Source organism: Vibrio variabilis (genome assembly GCF_003263785.1).
In the GTDB taxonomy this organism is placed as follows: domain Bacteria; phylum Pseudomonadota; class Gammaproteobacteria; order Enterobacterales; family Vibrionaceae; genus Vibrio; species Vibrio variabilis.
On sequence record NZ_JYJK01000046.1, the window covers coordinates 57,667 to 81,551 of the forward strand.

16 protein-coding genes, 1 tRNA gene and 6 pseudogenes are annotated in these 23,885 nt (G+C 47.0%); 11 read left to right on the forward strand and 12 right to left on the reverse strand.

Going from position 1 to position 23,885, the window contains the following annotated elements; all coding sequences use genetic code 11:
• Window positions 1-46: 46 nt before the first annotated feature.
• Window positions 47-1,098 (reverse strand): annotated as a pseudogene (gene queA, locus TZ48_RS06500) (tRNA preQ1(34) S-adenosylmethionine ribosyltransferase-isomerase QueA).
• Window positions 1,099-1,353: 255 nt separating this feature from the next.
• On the opposite strand from queA, the gene TZ48_RS06505 reads away from it, so the two are divergent.
• A complete protein-coding gene (locus tag TZ48_RS06505) occupies window positions 1,354-1,824 on the forward strand; it encodes a CBS domain-containing protein (protein ID WP_112478636.1) in 471 nt (156 codons plus the stop codon).
• A gap of 670 nt (window positions 1,825-2,494) precedes the next feature.
• Here the strand turns inward: TZ48_RS06505 and TZ48_RS06510 are convergent.
• Window positions 2,495-3,399, reverse strand: a pseudogene (locus TZ48_RS06510) (hydrogen peroxide-inducible genes activator).
• Window positions 3,400-3,587: 188 nt separating this feature from the next.
• On the opposite strand from TZ48_RS06510, the gene TZ48_RS06515 reads away from it, so the two are divergent.
• The 5 genes and pseudogenes from TZ48_RS06515 (at window position 3,588) to TZ48_RS06535 (ending at window position 7,486) form a co-directional block, all read left to right on the forward strand.
• Complete coding sequence (locus tag TZ48_RS06515) at window positions 3,588-4,196, forward strand: peroxiredoxin (protein ID WP_112478637.1); 609 nt, start codon at window positions 3,588-3,590, stop codon at window positions 4,194-4,196.
• Window positions 4,197-4,388: 192 nt separating this feature from the next.
• Window positions 4,389-5,138 carry a copper homeostasis protein CutC gene (locus TZ48_RS06520; protein ID WP_112478638.1) on the forward strand — a complete coding sequence of 250 codons (750 nt, stop codon included), beginning with the start codon at window positions 4,389-4,391 and terminating at the stop codon, window positions 5,136-5,138.
• 38 nt (window positions 5,139-5,176) lie between these two features.
• Window positions 5,177-5,964 (forward strand): annotated as a pseudogene (ppk2, locus tag TZ48_RS06525) (polyphosphate kinase 2).
• Window positions 5,957-6,897 (forward strand): annotated as a pseudogene (locus TZ48_RS06530) (LysR family transcriptional regulator). The pseudogenes ppk2 and TZ48_RS06530 overlap by 8 nt, the downstream one beginning before the upstream one ends.
• Before the next feature lie 85 nt (window positions 6,898-6,982).
• Window positions 6,983-7,486 carry a hypothetical protein gene (locus tag TZ48_RS06535; RefSeq protein ID WP_239670721.1) on the forward strand — a complete coding sequence of 168 codons (504 nt, stop codon included), beginning with the start codon at window positions 6,983-6,985 and terminating at the stop codon, window positions 7,484-7,486.
• Window positions 7,487-7,506: 20 nt separating this feature from the next.
• On the opposite strand, the gene phoU is transcribed toward TZ48_RS06535, so the two are convergent.
• The 4 genes from phoU to TZ48_RS06555 are packed head-to-tail and all read right to left on the reverse strand — an operon-like array spanning window position 7,507 to window position 12,945.
• Window positions 7,507-8,202: a phosphate signaling complex protein PhoU gene (phoU, locus tag TZ48_RS06540; protein ID WP_042500704.1), complete on the reverse strand. Its 696-nt coding sequence runs from the start codon at window positions 8,200-8,202 to the stop codon at window positions 7,507-7,509.
• Window positions 8,203-8,240: 38 nt separating this feature from the next.
• Window positions 8,241-9,059: a phosphate ABC transporter ATP-binding protein PstB gene (pstB, locus tag TZ48_RS06545; protein ID WP_112478639.1), complete on the reverse strand. Its 819-nt coding sequence runs from the start codon at window positions 9,057-9,059 to the stop codon at window positions 8,241-8,243.
• A 2-nt stretch (window positions 9,060-9,061) separates the two neighbouring features.
• Entirely contained in the window at window positions 9,062-10,708 is a 1,647-nt protein-coding gene (pstA, locus tag TZ48_RS06550) for a phosphate ABC transporter permease PstA (RefSeq protein ID WP_112478640.1), read from the reverse strand.
• Window positions 10,709-10,728: 20 nt separating this feature from the next.
• Window positions 10,729-12,945: an ABC transporter permease subunit gene (locus tag TZ48_RS06555; protein ID WP_112478641.1), complete on the reverse strand. Its 2,217-nt coding sequence runs from the start codon at window positions 12,943-12,945 to the stop codon at window positions 10,729-10,731.
• A 287-nt stretch (window positions 12,946-13,232) separates the two neighbouring features.
• On the opposite strand from TZ48_RS06555, the gene ppk1 reads away from it, so the two are divergent.
• Together ppk1 and ppx are read left to right on the forward strand one after the other, a co-directional pair.
• Window positions 13,233-15,347: a polyphosphate kinase 1 gene (ppk1, locus tag TZ48_RS06560; protein WP_112478647.1), complete on the forward strand. Its 2,115-nt coding sequence runs from the start codon at window positions 13,233-13,235 to the stop codon at window positions 15,345-15,347.
• Window positions 15,319-16,850: pseudogene (gene ppx / locus TZ48_RS06565) on the forward strand (exopolyphosphatase). Before ppk1 ends, ppx begins: the two are co-directional and overlap by 29 nt.
• 90 nt (window positions 16,851-16,940) lie before the next feature.
• Here the strand turns inward: ppx and TZ48_RS06570 are convergent.
• From TZ48_RS06570 to phoB, 3 genes and pseudogenes are all read right to left on the reverse strand, one after another.
• On the reverse strand, window positions 16,941-17,897 hold the full coding sequence (locus TZ48_RS06570) for a PstS family phosphate ABC transporter substrate-binding protein (protein ID WP_112478642.1): 957 nt from the start codon (window positions 17,895-17,897) through the stop codon (window positions 16,941-16,943).
• A pseudogene (gene phoR / locus TZ48_RS06575) lies at window positions 17,897-19,194 on the reverse strand (phosphate regulon sensor histidine kinase PhoR). The gene TZ48_RS06570 and the pseudogene phoR overlap by 1 nt, the downstream one beginning before the upstream one ends.
• Window positions 19,195-19,213: 19 nt before the next feature.
• Entirely contained in the window at window positions 19,214-19,903 is a 690-nt protein-coding gene (gene phoB, locus TZ48_RS06580) for a phosphate regulon transcriptional regulator PhoB (RefSeq protein WP_042500693.1), read from the reverse strand.
• Between the two features lie 194 nt (window positions 19,904-20,097).
• On the opposite strand from phoB, the gene rdgC reads away from it, so the two are divergent.
• The 3 genes from rdgC to TZ48_RS06595 all read left to right on the forward strand — a co-directional run bounded on the left by rdgC (window position 20,098) and on the right by TZ48_RS06595 (window position 22,808).
• Window positions 20,098-21,006 carry a recombination-associated protein RdgC gene (gene rdgC, locus TZ48_RS06585; RefSeq protein WP_112460994.1) on the forward strand — a complete coding sequence of 303 codons (909 nt, stop codon included), beginning with the start codon at window positions 20,098-20,100 and terminating at the stop codon, window positions 21,004-21,006.
• A 162-nt stretch (window positions 21,007-21,168) separates the two neighbouring features.
• Entirely contained in the window at window positions 21,169-22,551 is a 1,383-nt protein-coding gene (gene trhP, locus TZ48_RS06590; protein ID WP_112478643.1) for a prephenate-dependent tRNA uridine(34) hydroxylase TrhP, read from the forward strand.
• 2 nt (window positions 22,552-22,553) lie between these two features.
• On the forward strand, window positions 22,554-22,808 hold the full coding sequence (locus TZ48_RS06595; protein WP_042500690.1) for a YfhL family 4Fe-4S dicluster ferredoxin: 255 nt from the start codon (window positions 22,554-22,556) through the stop codon (window positions 22,806-22,808).
• A 34-nt stretch (window positions 22,809-22,842) separates the two neighbouring features.
• Here TZ48_RS06595 and TZ48_RS06600 read toward each other — a convergent pair whose 3' ends face one another.
• From TZ48_RS06600 to TZ48_RS06610, 3 genes are all read right to left on the reverse strand, one after another.
• Complete coding sequence (locus tag TZ48_RS06600) at window positions 22,843-23,151, reverse strand: hypothetical protein (RefSeq protein WP_112460995.1); 309 nt, start codon at window positions 23,149-23,151, stop codon at window positions 22,843-22,845.
• Window positions 23,152-23,331: 180 nt separating this feature from the next.
• Entirely contained in the window at window positions 23,332-23,667 is a 336-nt protein-coding gene (locus TZ48_RS06605; RefSeq protein ID WP_112478644.1) for a DUF1904 domain-containing protein, read from the reverse strand.
• A gap of 114 nt (window positions 23,668-23,781) precedes the next feature.
• Window positions 23,782-23,858 (reverse strand) — tRNA-Trp (locus TZ48_RS06610).
• Between the last annotated feature and the right edge of the window lie 27 nt (window positions 23,859-23,885).

The window sequence follows — 23,885 nt, forward strand, 5'->3', positions numbered from 1 at the left end:
TGAGTCCTTGAGTGAAATAAAAACTGTCGCTCACTACAGACGTCAACTACGCCGTCTTCTTAGTAATGAACATCGCATCACCGTAGCTAAAGAAGCGATATTTTTGCTCTACTGCATGCTTATAGGCATTCATGACATTGTCATAGCCTGCAAACGCACTCACCAGCATGATCAGCGTTGATTCTGGCAGGTGGAAGTTGGTCACGAGACAATCCACCAGCTGATACTCATAACCTGGGAAGATGAAAATTTCGGTATCACCAAAGAAAGGCACCAGCTCGGTACCATTTTTCAGTGCATCTTGCGCAGCACTCTCCAGTGAGCGCACTGAGGTGGTACCCACTGCAATGATGCGGCCGCCGTTCGCTTTAGTCTCTGCAATCGCATCCACCACGTCTTGAGGTACTTCCACGTACTCTGCATGCATATGGTGGTCATGAATATTTTCAACGCGAACTGGCTGGAATGTGCCAGCACCAACGTGCAGCGTCACATACGCAAAGTTGGCACCTTTCGCTTTGATCTGCTCGAGAACACTGTCATCAAAGTGAAGACCAGCAGTAGGCGCCGCAACTGCGCCTGGCTTTTCGTTATAAACCGTTTGGTAGCGCTCTTTATCTGCATCTTCATCTGGACGATCGATGTAAGGCGGCAGTGGCATGTGACCCACATCATTTAGGATCTCAAGCACTGTCTTGTCTGACTGCATTTCAATTTCAAACAATGCATCGTGACGCGCCGTCATGATCGCTTGATATTCGTCGTTTTCACCCAAGAATAACTCGGTACCTGGCTTTGGTGATTTTGAACAACGTACGTGGGCAAGAACGCGCTTGTCATCAAGCATACGCTCTACCAGTACTTCTAGCTTACCGCCAGAGGCTTTGCGACCGAACATACGTGCCGGGATAACACGCGTGTTGTTGAACACAAGAAGGTCACCAGGCTGAACTTGGCTGACGATATCGGTGAAGTTTCCATCTACAACTTCACCCGTGTTACCGGTCAATTGAAGCAGTCGCTTGAGCTACGCTCCGCCTTTGGGTAACGAGCAATCAGCTCATCAGGTAATTCGAAGTGAAAATCTGAAACTTGCATAACACCAATCTTCTCTATTAAGCGACTAAAACGGCGAAAAAATTCGCAGCCGCATAGTATAAAGTGACCCGTTGGAATAGCAAGCTGAACCGACGTTTGTGACCAGTTATCCCGTGATTTACCAAGCGCCATTTAAACCACTTTGTCAATAGGGATATTTTGTGAGTTGAACGTCAAAAAACGATGTTAATCTCAGATTTAATCAGTGAAAAAATCTATAGTTAAAGTACACAAACAGCACGAGTTGGAGGCCATATGATTAAGGTCCAAGATATGATGACTCGCAACCCTCACACCCTATTGCGGTCTCACTCACTAGCCGACGCTAAACACATGATGGAAGCGCTCGATATTCGCCATATTCCCATCGTCGATGCCGAACGTCATCTGCTAGGCATTGTTTCACAACGTGACGTTCTCGCGGCGCAAGAATCTATCTTGCAGAAAATACCCAGCGATCAGTCTTATACTCTGTCGACACCACTTAGCGAAGTCATGCGCACTAACATTATGACCGCAGAACCGCGAGCGGGTTTGAAAGAAAGCGCTCTATATATGCAAAAACATAAGGTCGGTTGCTTACCTGTAGTACATAACAAACAACTGGTCGGCATTATCACTGACAGTGACTTTGTCGCGATTGCAATCAACCTATTGGAGCTGCAAGAAGATAGCGAACCAGAAGAGCTTCAATCCGAAGGTGATAGCGAAAGCGTCAGCCTGTAGGCATGGCGTAGCGTTAGGATAAACGTAGAAAAAAGAAGCGGCTGACGCCGCTCAAATCTACCGACATTCTGTGGTCTTATTTGACCACGAGGGGCAGTGCTCAAAACAGGTTTAGTATCAGTTTTCATTTGTAGCTTTTAAACAACAGGTGATGAGCTGTTGTTTTGCCAGCCAAGCAAATTAGCCTACCAACTCTTTGATGGCTCAGTATACAAAGTGCTGATTTCTTATTGCCTTAAAAACCTCAAAACCGTCTGTTTACATTACCGCAACCCACTTTAGAGTTACAACTCCAAAGTGGCTATTTTTACGAATTCGATAGTTTCCTCTTTCCGTATCAAGGACACTATTTCTAGCCATTTTCGTTGTGAGTTACGTAAATTAATTTCAGAAACGAACATTGTGACATGTTGAATGTTTAAATCAGCCAACGTCGCGAGCCCTCCTCTCCACTTAGTTAGACTAGCATCGACAAAGCTGACAATACTTTTTCAAAATGTCACAGTGTAAAATTTACATGGTCAAGCCACTGAAATGATTGAAAACTAATTCAACATCTCCATGATTCACTGACCGAAAATAATTTGAATTTCCAGTAATAAATACTAAAAAAGGCACCTAAAATGGTGCCTTTCACTAGTACAATTTCGGTCGTTTCTTGGAAAACGGGCTATAGCAACTCAGAAACCACATCAGCAAGCTGTAAAAACGAATCACGTCTTGATGAACTTGGTCGCCATACCAAGCCAATATCACGATGCGCCTGTTGGCCAGGTGGCTCAATCACAATCAAGTTTTGATTTTCAAGCAAACCGTGCTCAATCGCCATTTGTGGAATGAACGTGGTTCCCAAACCGTTTGCCACCATCTGTACCAAGGTATGTAAACTCGTGGCGCTAAATGGGTTGATCTTCTCTTTTTCAGTGAGCTTACACGCCGACACTGCGTGCTCAGTCAGACAGTGCTCGTTTTCTAACAAGAAGACCGACTCATCGGGTAAATCATCATATTTGATTGGTACTCGAATACTGTCGGCTTGATTACGGCTAATGACCATCTTAAATGGGTCGTGACCAACAATGCAGCTTTCCATCGAACCGATATCCATTGGCAGCGCAAGAATCAGCACGTCTAGTTCACCATGCGCAGCGCCGCCAGCAAATTCGCGGTGGTATCTTCTCTTAACAGTAAGTTGAGCTGCGGATAACGGGCATTGATCTCCTGTACCAGATCACACAACAAGAAAGGCGCGATCGTTGGAATACAGCCGAGTTTTAACTGACCCTGCATCACGTCACCTTGGCAAAGATTACCCAGCTCAATCAGATCCTGACCTTTAGCTAGCAGCTCACGGCCTTGAGACACCACCATCTCGCCAGCTTGGGTAAAGACTAATGGGCTTTTCTTGTCTTTCTTTTCATAGAGAGGACAACCGATAAGCTCTTCAAGATTTTGAATGCCCTTACTCAAGGTCGATTGACTGACAAAACAGCGCTCAGCTGCCTCGCTAAAGTGTCGGGTTTCGTGAAGTGTAACCAGGTAATGAAGCTGCTTTAAACTTGGCCATTTATTCATTTCAACTGCCTGTTTTTGAACCAATATCAAAAAAGGAAATCGACCGTATGGCTTCATCGCTTTTTTCGATGGAATTAATCTATTATTTTCGCTTTTTTCAATACTACAATGTGTACTATAGTTTGTCTCGCACAAACACGGACCAAACCAAAATGGTTTGAAATTATCCCTATTTAGGAGCAAAAAAAATGGTACTAGTTGGTCGTCAAGCCCCAGACTTTACTGCAGCAGCTGTTTTAGGTAACGGTGACATCGTTGAGAACTTCAACTTCGCTGAGTTCACTAAAGGTAAGAAAGCGGTTGTTTTCTTCTACCCACTAGACTTCACTTTCGTTTGCCCATCTGAGCTAATTGCATTCGACAACCGTCTAGCTGATTTCCAAGCTAAAGGTTGTGAAGTTATCGGTATCTCTATCGATTCTCAGTTCTCTCACAACGCATGGCGTAACACTGCTATCGAAGATGGCGGTATCGGTCAAGTGAAATACCCTCTAGTTGCTGACGTTAAGCACGAAATCTGCAAAGCGTACGATGTTGAGCACCCAGAAGCAGGTGTTGCTTTCCGCGGTTCTTTCCTAATCGACGAAGACGGTATTGTACGTCACCAAGTAGTTAACGACCTACCACTAGGTCGCAACATCGACGAAATGCTACGCATGGTTGACGCTCTTAACTTCCACCAGAAGCACGGCGAAGTTTGTCCTGCTCAGTGGGAAGAAGGCAAAGCAGGTATGGACGCATCTCCAAAAGGCGTTGCAGCGTTCCTATCTGAGCACGCAGAAGACCTATCTAAGTAATTCGACCCTTCACCCTGCGCTCAAACCAGGGTTGATGGTTGGACAAATATAAAGCGAAAAACGCACGCCAATCATTGAAGAAGAAACGAGTTAGCCCAAAAACGAAGCCCGAGTCACCGACTCGGGCTTTTTTTATTTTCAGATTTCCTGGTCAGCGATATATTGATAGTAGTCTTTCTATTGAGAATTATAATGAGCTACCAACTTGAAGTCTGTATCGACAATATCGAGTCACTCGCTTATGCCATCGCTGGCGGCGCAACCCGCATTGAACTGTGTTCATCTCTCGCCTTGGGCGGCCTTACTCCAAACGCTGGATTAATCAAACAAGCGGTTCAGTCGTCTAGCATTCCAATTTACGTCATGATTCGACCTCGTCAGGGCGACTTTCTGTATGACTGTGATGATGTTGAAATCATGGCAGAAGACATTCGTACCGCCGCAAAATATGGCGCGCAAGGCGTCGTGCTCGGACTTTTAGACAAAGACGGACACATCGACATGCCACGCTCAATTCGCCTCGTAAAACTGGCTCGTGAGCTTGAGCTTGGCGTCACCTTCCACCGCGCATTTGATCAATGTAAACACCCGAAGCAGGCACTTGAGGATGTCATTGCTCTAGGCTGTGAACGAATACTCACTTCTGGATTAGCATCCAATGCATTAGAAGGCGCATCAAAATTAGCAGAGCTAGTTGAGCAAGCCGATGGCCGCATATCCATCATGGCCGGTGCAGGTGTTTGTGCCGACAACGTCGCAACGATCATCGCCACCAGCCAAGTACAAGAAGTGCACCTATCAGGTAGATCTTCTCGCAGCAGCAAAATGCACTTTATCGCCAACGAGGCAAAAATGGGCGCTGATGATGTCGATGATTTCGCTATCCCGGTCACCAGTAGCGACAAAATCCGCGCCGTCACCAAAGTGCTAAACTCTCTATAAAACAAAAGCAAAGAAAACAAACTTGGAGAAGGACTTCTATGGGCAAGAAAAACAAAATGGACAAAAAGCTCTACGAAAGTGAACTGGCTCGATTACAGATCGAGCTAGTTAAGCTACAAGAGTGGGTGAAACAAGAGGGGCTCAAAGTCGTCGTGGTGTTTGAAGGTCGTGATGCTGCAGGAAAAGGTGGCGTCATCAAGCGCATCACTGAAAAGCTTAACCCCCGCGTTTGTCGAATCGCTGCCCTGCCCGCTCCAACTGAAAAAGAGAAAACCCAATGGTACTTTCAGCGCTATGTGGCGCATTTACCTGCTGCGGGTGAAATCGTACTGTTTGATCGCAGTTGGTATAACCGTGCTGGCGTTGAGAAAGTCATGGGGTTTTGCAGCGATGAGCAGTACCAAGAGTTCTTACGCTCTTGCCCCGAATTTGAACGTATGCTGGTTCGTTCCGGTATTGTTCTTCTCAAATATTGGTTCTCTGTGTCGGACGAAGAGCAAGAAAAGCGCTTTTTAGAGCGGGTGAATACACCGATCAAGCGTTGGAAGTTCAGCCCAATGGATTTGGAATCTCGCAATCGCTGGGCCGAGTACTCACAGGCCAAAGACACCATGTTTTCTTACACAGATACCAAGCAGTGCCCGTGGTGGGTTGTACCATCCGATGATAAAAAACGCGCGCGACTAAACTGCATCACTCATCTACTTAGCCAAATCGATTACCAAGAGGTCACCTACCCAGAGATCGACTTGCCAGAAATCAACAAAGAAGCTACATGCGAACGCCTATTGAAGAACAATCTTTTGTGCCGGATAACTATGACTGAATCGTCTCAACTGTTTAGTCGACTTGATCTAAACCTATTAAAAACCTTTCGTATCTTGCTGCAAGAGCGCAACACCCGTAAGACTGCTGAGCGTCTATTTGTCACTCAGCCTGCGGTTAGCCAAGCGTTGCAGAAACTGCGTACAGCTTTTGAAGATGAGCTGTTTGTCAAAGTGCATGGCGGCCTTGATCCCACCCCTTTGCATTGGATCTTGAAGATAAAATTGCGCCATTTCTTGACGGTCTCGAAACCGCACTCAATCAAATTGAGGACTTTAACCCAGCCACACTTACGGGAACGATGCGCATAGCATTGGCACCTATCGTCATGGCTAGCCTTTCGGGAGCCTTATTTACTGCATTTAGACAACAAGCCCCGAACCTAAATTTAGAGCTACTCAGTTGGAGTCAAACTACCGCAGAACAAATTCGCAATGGTGATGTGTTTTATGGCGTGCATTACGATCTAGACAACCTCTCCAAAGAGCTCGCGCGCGATCCCCTGTTTGATTTAGAAGGGCGCATTATTGTTCGACAAAGGCACCCTATTACTAAGCCGATTATTACTCCCAAAGACTCGGTTGGTTACGAACTGGCTTCGCTCATCTCTCCAGGATGGAACGATCACTTCACCTATGCCAGCCACATCTTAGAACAACAAGGCTACACACCGAAAGTAGGCTTTCGTTCAGAGATGTTGTTAGCACTTATCGATGTGATTGAATCTACAGATATGCTGCTCCCGCACTCCAATTTGTTTCCGATCCATAACTACCCACACCTTCGTTCGCTCAAGGTGCAAATAGATGGGCAGATCTATACCAAGCGCCTGCTGGGCTACTTACACAACAAAAACCGCCACTCTGCAAAAGCAAAATGGATAGAATCCATCATCAAAGAAAAATTACCGCAGCAAGCCAATAAGCATGGCTAATTAAAACTATTAGCCATGCTACTTAGTCAGTATAAACAGGAGCCGCTACCATCGGCGCTCCTCCTGTTTGCTATTAGGTATGACCATGAAAAAGCTGCTACTACCCATCCTTGCAACCCTGCCCTTCACCGCCATAGCGTCGCAAGCTCAAGCACAGAGCATCCATCTGTCACCGGATGTTAAAATAGGGGTTTTTAACGGTGCTGGCGTTCAACTGGGTGTCGCTGATGCTCTAGGAATGGATGCGGTTTACTTCAGCTATGCACGCAAGTATTACGATACCGACCGATATGACGAGACCATCGACTCTTATCGTCTAGGTCTACAGCATATGTTTGGCGATCGCGAAAACTATGGTCTGCAAGCGGAAATCGGCCTTGCCAACTATCATGGTGAGAAGCGCACCAACAGTGAACTGCTTAATCGCAGTGCCAACGGACTGAGCATCAGTGCGGGTTACGTGTATATGCTAAACCCAAGCTTTGGCCTAAGAACCGGATTTGATTATGATGTTTTCGGTGCGAGTAACACCTTCATTTCTATGGGCTCGCACTTCTCATTAAACTTTGGCGTGGTCGGGCGCTTCTAAATAGAAACAAAAACGACAAATTAGAGTATGTCGTTAATGGCCTTCTCATCTAAGTGGCGGATATCTTTTCCCTTAACGAAGTAGATAATGTACTCACAGATATTTTGACAGCGATCGCCGACCCGTTCGATAGCGCGCGCTGACCACATGACCTGAAGAATGTTGGGGATGTTCTTTGGGTCTTCCATCATATACGTCATTAGCTGACGGACCACCGCTTCGTATTCCGCATCTAACTTATCATCTAACTTGTAGACTTCCGCCGCGGCATCAACGTCCATGCGAGCAAAGGCATCAAGTACTTGGTGCAGCATGGCAATGGCCTGTCGGCATAGAGGCTCTAAAGACACATGGAACTTCTGGTGCTTAGTTGAAGGCTGCTCTATAGCCACACGTGCGATACGAGTTGCCACATCACCAATGCGCTCTAAATCAGTAATGGTTTTAATAATGGCCATCACCAAACGCAGATCTTTGGCGGTGGGCTGACGCTTGGCAATGATGCGCGTACACGCCTCATCGATAGACACTTCCATCGCATTGACTTTGTGATCGTCTCTTACCACTTTGCGGGCAAGTTCAATGTCGTCTTTGTGCAGAGCCTGCATTGCAAACGACAACTGTTGTTCAACCAAGCCTCCCATGGTCAAAACATGGGTACGAATAGACTCAAGCTCGGCGTTGAATTGACCTGAGATATGACGACCAAAATGCATGTGTGAAAATTTCCTGTTGCAACCCTAAAGCCATTTAATCAGCCGTAACGGCCTGTGATGTAGTCTTCAGTTTGTTTTTCTATCGGTGAAGTAAATATAGTATCTGTATCCGCGTACTCTACCAGTTTTCCAAGATGAATGAACGCGGTATGGTCACTCACTCGAGCTGCCTGCTGCATATTATGGGTCACGATCACAACCGTATACTTGGTTTTAAGGTCGTTAATCAACTCTTCGATAGTCAGTGTAGAGATGGGGTCAAGCGCCGACGTCGGCTCATCCAGCAGCAACACCTCAGGTTCAATCGCTATAGCACGAGCAATCACCAATCGTTGCTGCTGACCGCCAGATAGCCCAAATGCGTTTTCATGTAAGCGATCTTTGACTTCATCCCACAGCGCCGCTGCTCGCAAAGAGCGCTCAACCGCATCATCGAGATTGCGACTGTTTTTGATGCCTTGCAGCCTAAGTCCATATACGACGTTTTCATAGATGGATTTAGGAAACGGGTTCGGGCGTTGAAACACCATGCCTACACGGCGGCGCAGCGTCGCCACATCGACTTTGGGATGATAGACATTGCCACCATGAAGCTTCACTTTGCCTTCAACCGTGCACCCTTCAATCAAATCATTCATTCGGTTAATGCAGCGCAGCAAAGTCGATTTACCGCAGCCTGATGGACCGATAAATGCTGTCACTTGCCCTTTGGGGATTCGCATCGATACATCATCCAGCGCCTGCTTATCACCGTAGTACAAGTTCAAGTTTTCAATCGCGATGGCGGTTTGCTCATCACTTAGGTTGTTCACATCTAAAGGCGTTGGGTAGCCCAGAGTCTGGTTAATAGAAAACATGATTAATCTTGTCCTAATGTGCGGTATTTTTCGCGCAGGTTATTACGTATCGCTATTGCCGTTAAGTTTAGTCCAACCACAACGGTAACCAACAAGAACGAAGTGGCGTACACCAATGGTCTCGCCGCTTCAATATTGGATGTCTGAAAACCCACATCGTAAATATGAAAACCGAGATGCATGAACTTACGCTCAAGGTGTAAAAACGGAAACTGTGAATCTACCGGTAGACTGGAGGCCAATTTTACCACGCCAACCAGCATTAAAGGTGCTACCTCACCCGCCGCGCGAGCAACCGCTAAGATTAAGCCGGTAATGATGGCAGGGCTTGCCATCGGCAGCACGATTCGCCACAAGGTTTCCGACTGCGTAGCACCAAGCGCCAGAGAGCCATGACGGGCAGACGTTGGAATACGATTCAAGCCTTCTTCTGTCGCCACAATCACCACCGGCAGTGTCAAAATGGCTAGAGTCAGCGATGACCACAGTAGACCCGGCGTTCCAAACGTTGGCGCCGGCAAACGCTCAGCATAAAACAGAGAATCGATAGAGCCGCCAATGGTGTAGACAAAAAAGCCCAATCCAAATACACCATAGACAATCGACGGTACACCAGCCAAGTTGATAACCCCAACCCGTATCATGCGTGTCAGTAAATTATTCTCAGCGTATTCATGCAAATACACCGCCACCAGCACACCGAGCGGCATCACCATGACCGACATGATAATCACCAGCAGTACGGTGCCAAAAATAGCTGGGAACACGCCGCCTTCAGAGTTTGATTCACGTGGGTCATCCGATAAGAACTTCCAAACCTGATGTCCCCAGTGAGAGAGCTTATCGGCGTAGCCCATTTGATTCGGATACCAAAAATCCAGTACGCGATTGAGGCCGATTTCTAATCGCTCGCCACGCATATCTTCGACAACCAAGGTTTTGCTCGCTAACTCAGCCCTTAGCTCATCAAGCTCAATGTCGGTTTGACTTAGCTGCTCACGAATGATTGCATTTTGCTGCTGGTAGCGAAGCGTTAACTCCTCAGTTAGCACGCCATTCAAGCTATCACGGCGCTGCTTCAAACGCAGGGCTTCAAGTTGGTGGTTGAGTCCCTTTAATCGGCGCTCGGTAATGCCGTCTATGCGATCGCGGATCAGCGCTATCTGTTGAAGTTCAAACGTTAACGTATCGGCTATCGCTGTCTCTTGCAGACCCTCGACACCTTTAAGAGCAAGGATACGGCCGAAGAAATTTCCCCCACGAGTACGCTCAATCACCACAAGATCCGAGGGCGTCTGAGCATCATGAAGCTCAGATGAAAGCAGAGACAAAAAGTCGATGCCATACAAATCTCGATTGGCTACCTTGATGCTATAGCGCTCTACCTTACCCTGTTCTAAGATCTCGTTTGGTAACAGCGACTCCGCATTGGGTATATTGTAAGTGGGTACCCAAGTCTTTGAATAAACTTGCCCAATTAATGCCCCGCCTTGGTCATCTTGCCACTGGTAGAGCGGCGCTGGCCAAAAGTAAGTCAGTCCTCGCCAACCAATAAGCAGCAATAAGCCAAGCACGGAAATCAAACTGATGCTGACCGCACCACCGGTGAGCCAAACCCAAGGTGACCCAGATTTGAACCACTTAAACATGTTCCGACTCCCCTACACAATTAAAGCGCACTGTACTTCTCCCGGAGTCGTTGTCTCACCCATTCTGCTAGCGAGTTGACCACAAAGGTAAAGCTAAACAAGATGAGTGCGATCAAGAACAGCAAACGATAATGACTGCTGCCAACTTCTGATTCTGGCAACTCGACAGCCATCGTGGCTGATAGCGTTCTCATACCTTCGAAAATATTCCAATCTAGGATCGGCGTATTACCCGTTGCCATCAGCACAATCATGGTCTCGCCAACTGCGCGTCCTAGTCCCATCATGATCGCAGAGAAAATGCCGGGACTGGCGGTTAGCAGCACGACATAGATCAGTGTTTGCCACTGCGTCGCTCCCAATGCAAGCGAACCATCAGACAAGTGTTTTGGTACGGAGAAAATGGCATCCTCGGCAATGGTGAAAATGGTAGGGATAACCGCAAAGCCCATAGCAAAACCGACAACTAACGCATTGCGCTGGTCAAAATCAATCCCATGTGTCGCGAGAAAGACCCTTGCATCACCATTGAACAGCATCACTTCCATGTCACTAGAGAACGTCATCGCCAAATAGATAGCAATCAAGATGACGGGTATAAGGGTGAAAGGGTGTAAGCCACTTGGCAGCTTTGATGTGTATGCTTTAGGGATGGCATACCACACCGCACCAGATAGCAAAGAGAGCAGCGGCAATGCCACCAGCAACAGCAAAATCGCGGGTAAATGGGTTTCTACAATAGGTGCGAACCAAAGTCCCGCTAAGAAACCAATGATAACCGTTGGCAATGCTTCCATCAGTTCGATGGTCGGCTTGACTACGCGACGCATTTTCGACGACATAAAGTATGCAGTGTAGATAGCGCCAAACACCGCGATCGGCACCGAAAACAGCATCGCAAATAGCGCTGCCTTAATGGTACCAAAGGCGATAGGAACCAAGCTGTACTTCGCCTCAAAATCATCGGAAGCGGCCGTGGTTTGCCAAATAAATTCTGGCTCAGGGTAGCTTTCGTACCACACCTTTTGCCACAGCGCGCTCAGCGAGATCTCTTGGTGCTCGTTAGGCAGATAAGCGCGATGCATTGCACCGTTAGATAGCACTAGCGCATGGTGGCCATTGTTCGACAAGCTGAAATCAAGCACGTTTGAGCTCGGCACTGGGCTCTCAGCAACGAGTTTTTCACTTGTGGTATAGAGGCTTTGTAGCTGAAAGCTGTTTGGTGCTGAGTCAGAAGTCGTTGGACTCGAAAGCAGTACGTTGAAGCCCTTACTCGTCGCCTCTGGCGTCAAAAACGCGATGTCAGCATCAAACTGAAAAGAGCGAATAGGGGTAAGCTTGCGCTCACCTTCGGTCAATACATCAAACCATTGCCACACCTGATGATTGTCATATTGCACCAACAAAGAGTACGCCCCTGACAGCAGGTGCAAACCACTCACGTTGGCACCATTCGGCGTAGATAGATCGACCACTTCACGTGCTTGCAACGATTGCGCGTCGCGATTTATCACCACGAGTTGATTTCCGGAGCGAACGTACAGGGTGCGCCCATCTGGCGTCAACACCAGCTCTTTAGCACCTTCAATCGCTGTCGGCATGAGAGCGGTTGTAGCAATAAAAGAAGGCTCACTGGCGTCTGCAGTGGTGATATGTTGTAGAACCTGAGTTTGTAGAATACCGCGCTCATCGATGCTGGCAAACACAATGTCATCTTTGATGATCACCGCACTGACCAGCTCCGCACTAGGTAACGAAATCCATTGCTCCTCAACAAGCTCTGGAACAATCAATTGTGCATCACCACTAGCTTGATCCAGTTGCAACTTTGGTTTTAACGCGGAATAACGACCTTTGTTATCCACTGTGAGCAAAGTTTTGTCATCGATAGCTTGCAGACGAACAATGCCATCGGGCAAGCGATGCTTTTTCTGCTTCCCAGTGACAAGCGACTGTTGGATATAACCGCCATCGGCAAAGAAGAATACGCTGTCATGCCCACTGTCGCTGACTAAGGTTAAAACGGGCGTATCTGCGATATCCGTGCTTATCGCGGGCTGCCATGTGACCTCGTTATCGGAAAACAAAGGCAGTGTGACATAAGCTAAGTAGACAAAGATGAAGATAAGCCCGGCGAGTACACTCAAGCCACCAAATGAGACGATCCAACGCACCAGACGATCTTTGATCAGACGCTTTCTATCTTTGGTATGAAGTGAAAAGTTGGCCGTTGCCATAGTCTACTAGTGTTCTCTTATGATGCAGTTTGGGTGTTTGAGGCGTTTGCCTTCAAGGACGAGAGGCAAGTGAACAGCATGCACGAATTGCCTCAACATAATATGTCGTTTAGATGACAATTATATTACACAGCTTCTAAGGTGCTGAAAATAATGAAATGTGCCGCGTTGCACGCGATTTGAAATAAAAGTGTCATATAGTATCTCTATGGTTCACGGCAAGAGTCATCTTACATTCCGCTTTGCTACCTTCCAGTAGCGAGCAAAAAACGTCGGTGGTTGAGTACATGAGCGCAGAAAAACTTTATATAGAAAAAGAACTTAGTTGGTTATCGTTTAATGAACGAGTACTGCAAGAAGCCGCGGACAAAACGGTTCCTTTGGTCGAAAGGATCCGCTTTTTGGGGATCTTTTCCAACAACCTTGATGAGTTCTACAAAGTTCGTTTTGCCGACGTCAAACGTCGCATCTTGATCAACCAAGACCGTGGCGGCAATGACAACTCTAAACACCTACTTGGCAAGATGCAAAGCAAAGCGCTCAAGCTCAACCAGCGCTTCGATGAGCTATATAACGAGCTGATCATGGAGATGGCTCGCCGCCGAATCTTCCTAGTCAATGAAACTCAACTTGATGAGACCCAGCAAAAGTGGATTAAAAAGTACTTTAAAAAAGAAGTACTGCCGCACATCACCCCACTTATGCTCAAAGACGACATTGATGTTTTACAGTTTCTGAAAGATGAATACGCCTATATCGTCGTCGACCTTAAAAACAATGACAGCTCTAAGTATGCGATCTTAGAGATCCCAACCGATCACTTGCCTCGCTTTGTTATGGTGCCAGAGCAAAAAGGCAAACGCCGTAAGACCATCATTCTGCTTGATAATATTATCCGCTACTGTCTTGACGATATCTTCCGTGGTTTCTTCGACTACGACGAACTCAACGGCTATGCCATGAAGATGACCCGCGACGCAGAATACGATCTGAGCCACGAGGTTGAACATAGCTTGCTTGAGCAAATGTCCGAAGGGGTGAGCCAGCGCTTAACGGCCATGCCGGTGCGATTTGTTTACGAGCGAGATATGCCAGAGGAAATGTTGACGACACTGTGTGACAAGCTGGGTATCTCCAACTACGACAGTTTGATCCCGGGTAGCCGTTACCACAACTTCAAAGACTTTATCGGCTTCCCTAACGTTGGTCGAGATTATCTAGAAAATAAGCCTCTGCCTCCGATGCGTTGCGCTGACTTTGACGGCTACGACAACACCTTCGATGCGATCCGCGCTCAAGATATTCTGCTCTACTATCCGTACCACACGTTTGAGCACATTACTGAGTTAGTGCGCCAAGCCTCGTTCGACCCTAAAGTGCTAAGCATAAAGATTAACATCTATCGAGTTGCCAAAGATTCACGCTTGATGAATTCACTGATTGATGCCGTGCACAATGGCAAGAGCGTCACAGTGGTGGTTGAGCTCCAAGCTCGCTTCGATGAAGAGGCCAACATTGAGTGGTCAAAAGTACTGACCGAGAATGGCGTCCACGTAATTTTTGGTGCGCCGGGTTTGAAGATCCACTCTAAGCTACTGCTGATAAGTCGCCGCGAGGAAGGAGAAATCGTTCGTTACGCTCACGTGGGTACAGGTAACTTCCACGAGAAAACGGCACGTATTTATACCGACTTTTCACTGCTCACGGCGGATCAGGAGATCACCAACGAGGTGCGCAATGTATTCGGCTATATCGAGAACCCTTATCGTCCAGTCAGGTTCAACCAACTGATTGTTTCGCCACGCAACTCACGTAAGCAGCTCTATCGCTTAATTGATACCGAGATAGCTAACGCACAAATTGGCAAAAAAGCGGCGTTGACGCTCAAAGTAAACAACCTCGTGGACAAAGGCTTGGTGAGTAAGCTTTACGAAGCAAGCGGCGCAGGCGTAAAAATCAATATGATCATTCGTGGTATGTGCTCTCTGGTACCGGGAATTGAGGGGGTCAGTGATAACATCAAAATTATCAGTATTGTCGATCGCTTTTTAGAACACCCTCGCGTTATTATTGCTCACAATGATGGTGATCCACAGGTGTACATCTCCTCTGCAGATTGGATGACGCGAAACATCGACCACCGAATTGAAGTGGCGACACCTGTGCGAGATGAGCGCTTAAAGCGACGTATTATCGATATCGTCAACATCCACTTTACCGATACGGTAAAGGCTCGTTGGATTGATAAAGAGATGAGCAACACCTATGTTCCTCGCGGTAATCGCAAGAAAGTTCGTTCACAAATTGCTATTTACGACTATCTTAAACAGGTAGAGAAGCAAACTAGAAAAAGCAAACAACAACTAGAACATAATGAGTCAAACCACGGACACGAACACTAAAGAACAACCAACCAACGACGTTATCACCAAAGATGTGGCGGCGATTGACCTTGGGTCAAACAGCTTTCACATGGTGGTCGCCAAAGTCGTCGATCAAGATTTACAACTGGTTAGCAGGCACAAGCAACGCGTCAGACTCGCGTCCGGTTTGGATGAGCATGGAAACTTGGATGACGCCGCAATGGAGCGAGGCCTAGAGTGCCTCGCGATGTTTGCCGAACGTCTACAAGGCTTCGAGGTCGACAATGTTCGCATTGCTGCAACCCATACACTCCGCATAGCCGCTAATGCTCATGTTTTTTTGCAAAAAGCTCGCGATGTTCTGCCTTTCCCTATCGAAATCATTCCGGGTGAGGAAGAAGCACGTCTTATCTATGCAGGCGTTGCGCACACACAAACTGAATCCAATTCAAAACTGGTTGTCGATATTGGTGGTGGTAGTACCGAGCTTATTATTGGAAAGGCGTTTGAGCCGGTGCTGCTTAACAGTACTCAAATGGGCTGCGTCAGTTATACCGATAAGTACTTTGCGAACGGTAAACTTTCATCTAAAAACTTCACCAAGGCCATTCTGTCTGCCAGACAACGTCTTGAAGCACTTACTCCACGTTACAAAAAGAAAGGTTGGGAAGTCGCACTCGGCTCATCTGGCACCATCAAAGCCATCAAAGAGGTGCTGGTTGGAATTGGCTATGAAGATGGCATCATCAGTAATAAGCGTCTTTATAAGCTCATCGACAAGCTGTGTGAGTTCGACAGTATCGATGATATCTCACTACAAGGATTAACCCCTGAGCGTAAGCCAGTATTTGCAGCCGGTGTTGCCATTCTCACCGCGATCTTTGAGAGCCTTAAAATCAAAGAGATGCATTTTTCTGCAGGTGCGCTTCGTGAAGGCCTGTTATATGAGATGGAAGAACGTTTTGAGCGCTCTGATATCCGTATGCGCACAGCAGAGAACTTAGCCAAAAAACACTTTGTCGATCTTGAGCATGCCGCCCGAGTGCGAGGTCAAGCGCATGAGTTTTTGAATCAAGTGTACGAGTCGCTCGGATTGAAAAAGAAAAGTGAGTTGTTTAGTTTACTAGAATGGAGTGCTCTGCTTCACGAAGTCGGACTGAGCATTAGCTATCAACCTTCCACCGTCACTCGAGTTATATTCTCAACCATACCAATATGCCCGGCTTTAACAGCGAGCAGCAGTTGGTGCTTGCCACCTTGGCGCGCTTTCAGCGCAAAGCACTTAAACTGCAGGAGCTCCCAGAGTTTACTCTCTTCAAGAAAAAGCACATTGTTGGCCTCATTGGTATTTTGCGTTTGGCGATCATCGTCAATGGTCAGCGCAATGAGGAGCTGCTGCCACTTGAACTATCCATCGACGATGAGACTTGGACACTCACCAGTACCCAAAGCGACTGGCTAGAGCAAAACAAGTTGCTGCAAGCGGATTTACAAACCGAACAAGTCTATTGGGAGTCAGCAGGTTGGAATCTGGTGTTCTAAACGCCTGGATGTGACTGACTACTAAAAACGGAAAAAGCGGCAAATAGGCCGCTTTTTGTTTATCCGTTAGGGCATCAGCTTATTCGATGCTCAGCCTACCTTGGCCAGTTCACCTTTGGCAAAATCAAGACTCACCGGAACATAGCCATCTTTCTGGACGATCCTTTGCCCTTCTCTAGAGTAGATATAACGAATATAAGCCTCTTCAATAGGCGAGAGTGCGCGGTTGGGATCTTTATTCACGTACACATAGAGAAAGCGCGATAATGGATAGTGCCCAGACTGAACATTCTCCTGAGTCGGCAGTACGTATTGCTCCCCATGATTGGCAATCGGCACCAACTTAGCACCAGAAACCTGATAGCCGATCCCAGAGTAACCTATGGTATTAATCGATGACGCGACAGACTGCACTACAGAGGCAGAACCCGGCTGTTCATTAACATTGCGTCTAAAGTCGCCGCCACACAGTGCTTTGTCTTTAAAGTAGCCATAGGTACCGGATACCGAATTGCGACCAAAGATTTGAATCGCACGTTCATTCCAAGGCGTTTCAATCTCTAGCTGCTGCCACGTTCGCAGATACTCAGTTCCCCCACAGCGAAGGGTTGATGAGAAAATCGCATCGAGTTGCTTAAAATTAAGTCCTTCAATCGGGTTATCAGTGTGAACAAATAACCCGATAGCATCGATAGCAACTTTTAGCGCTGTTGGTTTGTAGCCATATTGGCGCTCAAAGGCTTCGATTTCACGCGATCGCATCTCGCGGCTCATGGGGCCAAACTGCGCAGTCCCCTCTGTCAGTGCCGGTGGCGCCGTCGACGAGCCAGAAGCTTGGATCTGCGGGTTCACATTTGGATAAAGATTTTTGAATTCTTCGAGCCATAATGTGGTCATGCCGGAGAGCGTATCTGAGCCCACAGAAGACAAGTTACCCGATACGCCAGAGAGCTTACTGTACTTGGGGAGTTCCTGTGCTAAAGCAGTGCCTGACAACAAAACACACAAGGTTAATCCCCTAGCGACGCGCGCTACTAACGTCGTCATCACTGAACCACCAAGCGCTCTGGCAGAATGAACGAGAACTTACTGCCTACGCCCACTTCAGAGTGGATTTCCAAGTGTGAGTCGTGATGCGATAACGCATGTTTGACAATCGCTAAGCCGAGTCCACTACCACCAGTATCACGAGAGCGTGCTTTATCGACTCGATAAAAGCGTTCAGTCAATCTATGCAGATGCTGGGCTTCAATGCCATCACCGGTATCTTCAACCTCAAGATGAGCACCTTGAGAAGATTGATACCAACGCACTTTGACATTAGCGCCAGGAGGTGTGTATTTCACTGCGTTGTAAACCAGATTTGAAATCGCACTGCGCAGCTGATCATCATCACCAAATACGCGCAAGCTGTTATCGACATCAAAAGCGATCTTATGTTGATCATCACCGCTGAGGCTCACTGCTTCTTTTTCTAAAACCTCAAGCATAGCTGGTACATTGACGACTTCATCGAGCTCGTGCATCGGTGCGGCTTCAATCTTAGACAGCGTTAGCAACTGATTAACCAAGCTGTTCATGCGGTTGAGCTGCTCTGTCATGACGCCATGCGCTTTAGTCCACATAGGGCCGACAACCATATCTGGATCTTCGGTCATCTCTAAGTAACCTTGCAACACCGTCATTGGCGTTCGAAGCTCGTGAGAAACGTTCGCAAAAAAGTTACGACGCATGCCTTCAAGCTGCTTCAGCTGGCTGACATCACGCACCACCATCAGGTGTTCACCCTCTGTGTATGGCACAATACGCAGCTCAAGCATTCTCTCAACATTGAGGGGGAGCGCATCTCCAACGGTTCGGAGAAGTCTTGCTTACTGATGTATTTGATAAAATCAGGCGTGCGAATCAAATTCGAGATGGGCTGTCCCGAGTCATCAGGCCAACGAAATCCTAGTAGATGTTGAGCGAGCTTGTTACACCAAACGATATTACCTTCACTTCGAAATACAACGACGGCATCAGGAAGCGATTCCGCACCGTTTTTAAAACGGCGGATAAGGTTTGTTAGCTCTTTACGCTTGCGGCGCTGCCTTTGCTGAAGGCGATAGATGCCGTTAAACAATGACTCCCAATTGCCTGTACCCGATGGTGGGGTTAGGCGCTTTTCATCCCAGAGCCAAGCAGACAAGCGTAGCTGATTATGTAGGTGCCATATCAACTGCAAAACCGTGGCAACCAGAAGCAGCCACGGCATGTATCCAAATATCCACCCAACGACAATCCATGGGGTGTAAAAAAAAGCCAGCTCCCAGGCCAGCTTTTTCCAGGTTAACCTTTCAACCATTTACCTCTCCAGTTCGATGCTAGCCCTTGGTTGAGAATCGGTAGCCAGCGCCTCGAACGGTTTGAATCAATTTATCATGACCTGCAGATTCAAGAGCTTTACGTAGACGGCGAATGTGTACATCAACAGTGCGGTCTTCAACGTAAACGTTGGTGCCCCATACGTTGTTTAGTAGCTGCTCACGACTGTAAACGCGCTCTTGGTGAGTCATAAAGAAGTGCAGCATCTTAAACTCAGTCGGCCCCATATCAAGAGGCTGATCATTCGCAGTAACTCGGTGAGAAACAGGGTCTAGCTTAAGACCTTGCACATCAATCACATCTTCAAGCGCTGTTGGTGTCACGCGACGGATTACCGCCTTAAGGCGAGCAACCAGCTCTTTTGGTGAAAATGGCTTAGTGATGTAGTCATCCGCACCCACTTCTAGGCCGCGCACTTTATCTTCTTCTTCACCACGAGCAGTAAGCATCACAACAGGAATATTGCGTGTTAGCTCTTCGCGTTTCATGTGCTTGATAAAATTAATGCCAGAACCGCCAGGTAGCATCCAGTCTAATAGAACAAGATCTGGGAAAGGTTCAGCCAGTTTGTTAACTGCTGTATCGTAATCTTCCGCTTCAACAGCTTGGTAGCCTTTCTGCTCTAATACGAAACACAGCATTTCGCGAATTGGTGCTTCATCCTCGACCACCAGGATCCTTCTAGACATATCTGAATAACCTTTTGGAATCTAATCAACTTCATGCATTATCAAGAATTATTATGACACTTTTGTGACCATTGAAAACAATTTTTAATATAACTTTCGCACAAGATCTATTGCGATAATCGAGATTTAAGCTAGGACAATTTAAGCAAAATTGCCTATTATGTGCAGCTATCTATTCTAAAGGTGAGAGTAATATGTGGTTTAAAAACTGTTTGGTCTATCGATTCAACAAGGAACTTGAGTTTAATGCAGATAAGCTAGAGCAGCAGCTTGAAGAGTTTCGCTTTACACCTTGTGGCAGCCAAGACAAGCAGAAGTTTGGCTGGGTTACGGCGCTGGGTAAGCATGGCGATATGATGACCCATGTTTCTGAAAACCGAATTCTACTGTGTGCCAAAAAAGAAGAGAAAATGCTGCCAGCGTCGGTTATCAAGGACTCTCTCGCTAGCAAAGTAGAAGCGCTTGAGACTCAAGAAGGTCGCCCTCTGAAGAAGAAAGAGAAAGACGATCTTAAAGACGAAATCATCATTGATCTTCTACCACGTGCGTTTAGCCGCAGCAATCTTACTCACCTTCTAATTATGCCAAAAGAAGGCTTTGTGATTGTTGATGCTAGCAGCTACAAAAAAGCTGAAGACGTGATTGCGCTGCTACGTAAGACCATGGGTAGCCTTCCTGTTATTCCAGCATTCCCAGAGCAGCCAATTGAGAACACGCTAACCGAGTGGGTCAAAACCAACGAAGCACCAACTGGCTTTAACCTTCTTGATGAAGCAGAGCTTAAGTCAGTTCTCGAAGATGGTGGCGTTATCCGTTGTAAGAAACAAGAACTGTCGAGCGACGAGATCCTAGGTCACATTGAAGCTAACAAGTTTGTGACTAAGCTGGCGCTTAACTGGCAAGACCGCATCGAATTTGTCTTGGCTGATGATGGCAGTATCAAACGCTTGAAGTTCAGCGACGAGCTGAAGGATCAAAACGATGATATCCCACGCGAAGACGCCGCAGCGCGTATCGACGCAGACTTCTCACTTCTTTGTGGTGAATTTGGTGCCTTCTTGCCTAACCTGTATGACGCACTAGGCGGCCTACCTAAGCAATAACCCCTTCTTTACTAAGCTCGCTTCTCAACCGTACCCACACTTCTAGAGCAGCGAGCTTGATTCAAAACTTGGAAATCTCCCCATACTAGCGTAAAATTTGCGCCCCTTAGTGCCATTAGGTGGCACAACACTGACTTGTAATCAGATTAGAGATATAAAGCAATGTTTACTCCAGAACTTCTGTCACCAGCTGGCAGCCTCAAAAACATGCGTTATGCATTCGCTTACGGCGCAGATGCAGTATACGCAGGTCAACCTCGCTACAGCCTTCGTGTTCGAAACAACGAGTTTAACCACGAGAACCTAAAAATCGGTATCGATGAAGCTCACGCACAAGGCAAGAAGCTGTATGTGGTATGCAACATTCAACCACACAACTCAAAGCTAAAGACGTTCATCCGCGATCTTAAGCCTGTGGTAGAAATGGGCCCTGACGCCCTAATCATGTCTGACCCTGGTCTTATCATGATGGTTCGTGAAGCATTCCCTGAAATGCCAATCCACCTGTCTGTACAAGCGAACGCGGTAAACTGGGCGACAGTTAAATTCTGGGCTGCGAATGGCGTTGAGCGCGTAATCGTATCTCGTGAGCTGTCACTGGAAGAGATTGAAGAGATCCGTGAACATTGCCCTGAGACTGAACTAGAAGTATTCGTACACGGCGCACTTTGCATGGCGTATTCTGGTCGCTGTCTGCTGTCTGGCTACATCAACAAGCGCGATCCAAACCAAGGGACATGTACTAACGCATGTCGTTGGGAATACAAAGTTGAAAAAGCAACAGAGAACGACGCAGGTCAAATCGTAGAAGAGTTCACACCAGAAGCAGAGCCTGTTGAGGTTGTAGACGAGCGTCCAGAGACGACTATTGGTCGTGGCAAGCCAACTGACGAAGTTGTACTGCTTTCTGAAAGCCACCGCCCTGAAGACAAGATGGCGGCATTTGAAGATGAGCATGGTACTTACATCATGAACTCAAAAGACCTGCGCGCAGTTCAGCATGTCGAGCGTTTGACGAAGATGGGCGTTCACTCGCTTAAAATTGAAGGTCGTACTAAGTCTTTCTACTACTGCGCACGTACTGCACAGGTTTATCGTAAAGCGATCGACGATGCCGTTGCAGGCAAACCATTCGATGAGTCGCTAATGGGTACGCTAGAGAGCCTAGCTCACCGTGGTTACACCGAAGGCTTCCTGCGTCGTCACACACACGACAGCTACCAAAACTACGACTACGGCTATTCTGTATCTGACTCACAACAGTTTGTTGGTGAGTTTACCGGTAAGCGTCGCGGTCACTTAGCGGAAGTGGAAGTGAAGAACAAGTTTATCGTTGGTGACAGCCTCGAACTAATGACACCAAAAGGCAACGTTGTCTTCAACCTAGAAGTGATGGAAAACCGCAAGTCAGAAAGCATTGATGACGCAAAAGGTAACGGTCACTTTGTCTTCATTCCAGTACCAGAGGAATTGGATCTGGACTACGCACTACTGATGCGTAACCTAAACTCAGGACAAGATACACGTAACCCAACGGGTAAGTAATCATGGCGCTGCTCATTACTGACAAGTGCATTAACTGCGATATGTGTGACCCGGAGTGCCCGAACGGTGCAATTACAATGGGTAGTGAGATCTTTGAGATCGATCCTGCTCTATGCACTGAGTGTAAAGGTCACTACGAAAAGCCAACTTGTCAATCGGTATGCCCTATCACGAAATGCATCATCACCGATCCAAACCATGTGGAAACGGATGAAGAGCTGCTAGAGAAGTTCGTGATTATCCAAGGCATGGCCTAAACGCAAAAAAGCCTCCAAATGGAGGCTTTTTTTATTACCCAGACTTTTCGATTGGGAACACATTGCAGTACAGCTCTTTCTCGTACTGTATCTCCAGCTTTTTGCGCCAGTTTTCCGCAGAGTTTATGGGAATCAAATAGAATTTCTCTCTGCTTGTATCAGTCACAAAGGCAATGCCGTGTTGCATTAATTCGTAGTGAATGTCATTTACAAACCCTAACGTAAAGCTTTGCCTACCAGATAATTGATTAATGTCTTCTCTGGTTAGGATCACTCCGTCTTTTTCCGTCGCGAACCTCTCTCTCAGCCATCGGGCAAACTGCCTTGATGATATCATTGTCATAACAGTAGTCCTTACCCAAAGTCATAGGGGAACCGCCCCCTACAAAGCAGTAGAACAGTCCTAAGTAAGACAGCAATAAAACCTAGAAAACAACGACTAATCCACTGAAGTACTGATAACAATAGTCAACATCCAACCACTTCTCCAGTCGCATTTGTGAGAGTGATACCAATCAGGTAGTTAACCGTAATGGCTGCCATTGTCGTAATAGCTTGCGGGCTCAAGCGCGACGAATATAACTGCGACATCGAGCTCTTTACCCAAAGCAGATCGGATCTGTTCCGTAATAGCAGTAGCCACCTTATCCTTCACCTCCTGACCACGCTCAAACCACAACACTTCCACAAATGGATAGGCGTGACTTAACTTGCCATCAAAGTAGAACGCTGAGCTAACATGCTCAATAGTAAAGTCTTCTCTTGGGCAGTCCATAAGCGGTTGAAGCTCGTCAACTAACGGGCTAGAGAGGGTTTTGACTATCTCTGATTCCAGAGCTCTAAAACGTAAATGAGGCATAATCATATCCATGTATGTAATGATGATTATGAGTATATCAGTGAACGATAAGATTCGAGAATGTAGAAATACAGAAATGAAAAAGGCTCCGACCTAAGTCAGAGCCTTTGAATATGGCAGGGGTGGAGAGATTCGAACTCCCAACACGCGGATTTGGAATCCGCTGCTCTGCCAATTGGAGCTACACCCCTATCTTCGTATTTAATGAGACGACTCTC

Bases quoted from the DNA above. Each gene is read 5' to 3' on its own strand.
- TZ48_RS06505 (WP_112478636.1), top strand. From the start codon at position 1,354: ATGATTAAGGTCCAAGATATGATGACTCGCAACCCTCACACCCTATTG.
- TZ48_RS06515 (WP_112478637.1), top strand. From the start codon at position 3,588: ATGGTACTAGTTGGTCGTCAAGCCCCAGACTTTACTGCAGCAGCTGTT.
- TZ48_RS06520 (WP_112478638.1), top strand. From the start codon at position 4,389: ATGAGCTACCAACTTGAAGTCTGTATCGACAATATCGAGTCACTCGCT.
- TZ48_RS06535 (WP_239670721.1), top strand. From the start codon at position 6,983: ATGAAAAAGCTGCTACTACCCATCCTTGCAACCCTGCCCTTCACCGCC.
- phoU (WP_042500704.1), bottom strand. From the start codon at position 8,202: ATGCATTTTGGTCGTCATATCTCAGGTCAATTCAACGCCGAGCTTGAG.
- pstB (WP_112478639.1), bottom strand. From the start codon at position 9,059: ATGTTTTCTATTAACCAGACTCTGGGCTACCCAACGCCTTTAGATGTG.
- pstA (WP_112478640.1), bottom strand. From the start codon at position 10,708: ATGTTTAAGTGGTTCAAATCTGGGTCACCTTGGGTTTGGCTCACCGGT.
- TZ48_RS06555 (WP_112478641.1), bottom strand. From the start codon at position 12,945: ATGGCAACGGCCAACTTTTCACTTCATACCAAAGATAGAAAGCGTCTG.
- ppk1 (WP_112478647.1), top strand. From the start codon at position 13,233: ATGAGCGCAGAAAAACTTTATATAGAAAAAGAACTTAGTTGGTTATCG.
- TZ48_RS06570 (WP_112478642.1), bottom strand. From the start codon at position 17,897: ATGACGACGTTAGTAGCGCGCGTCGCTAGGGGATTAACCTTGTGTGTT.
- phoB (WP_042500693.1), bottom strand. From the start codon at position 19,903: ATGTCTAGAAGGATCCTGGTGGTCGAGGATGAAGCACCAATTCGCGAA.
- rdgC (WP_112460994.1), top strand. From the start codon at position 20,098: ATGTGGTTTAAAAACTGTTTGGTCTATCGATTCAACAAGGAACTTGAG.
- trhP (WP_112478643.1), top strand. From the start codon at position 21,169: ATGTTTACTCCAGAACTTCTGTCACCAGCTGGCAGCCTCAAAAACATG.
- TZ48_RS06595 (WP_042500690.1), top strand. From the start codon at position 22,554: ATGGCGCTGCTCATTACTGACAAGTGCATTAACTGCGATATGTGTGAC.
- TZ48_RS06600 (WP_112460995.1), bottom strand. From the start codon at position 23,151: ATGACAATGATATCATCAAGGCAGTTTGCCCGATGGCTGAGAGAGAGG.
- TZ48_RS06605 (WP_112478644.1), bottom strand. From the start codon at position 23,667: ATGCCTCATTTACGTTTTAGAGCTCTGGAATCAGAGATAGTCAAAACC.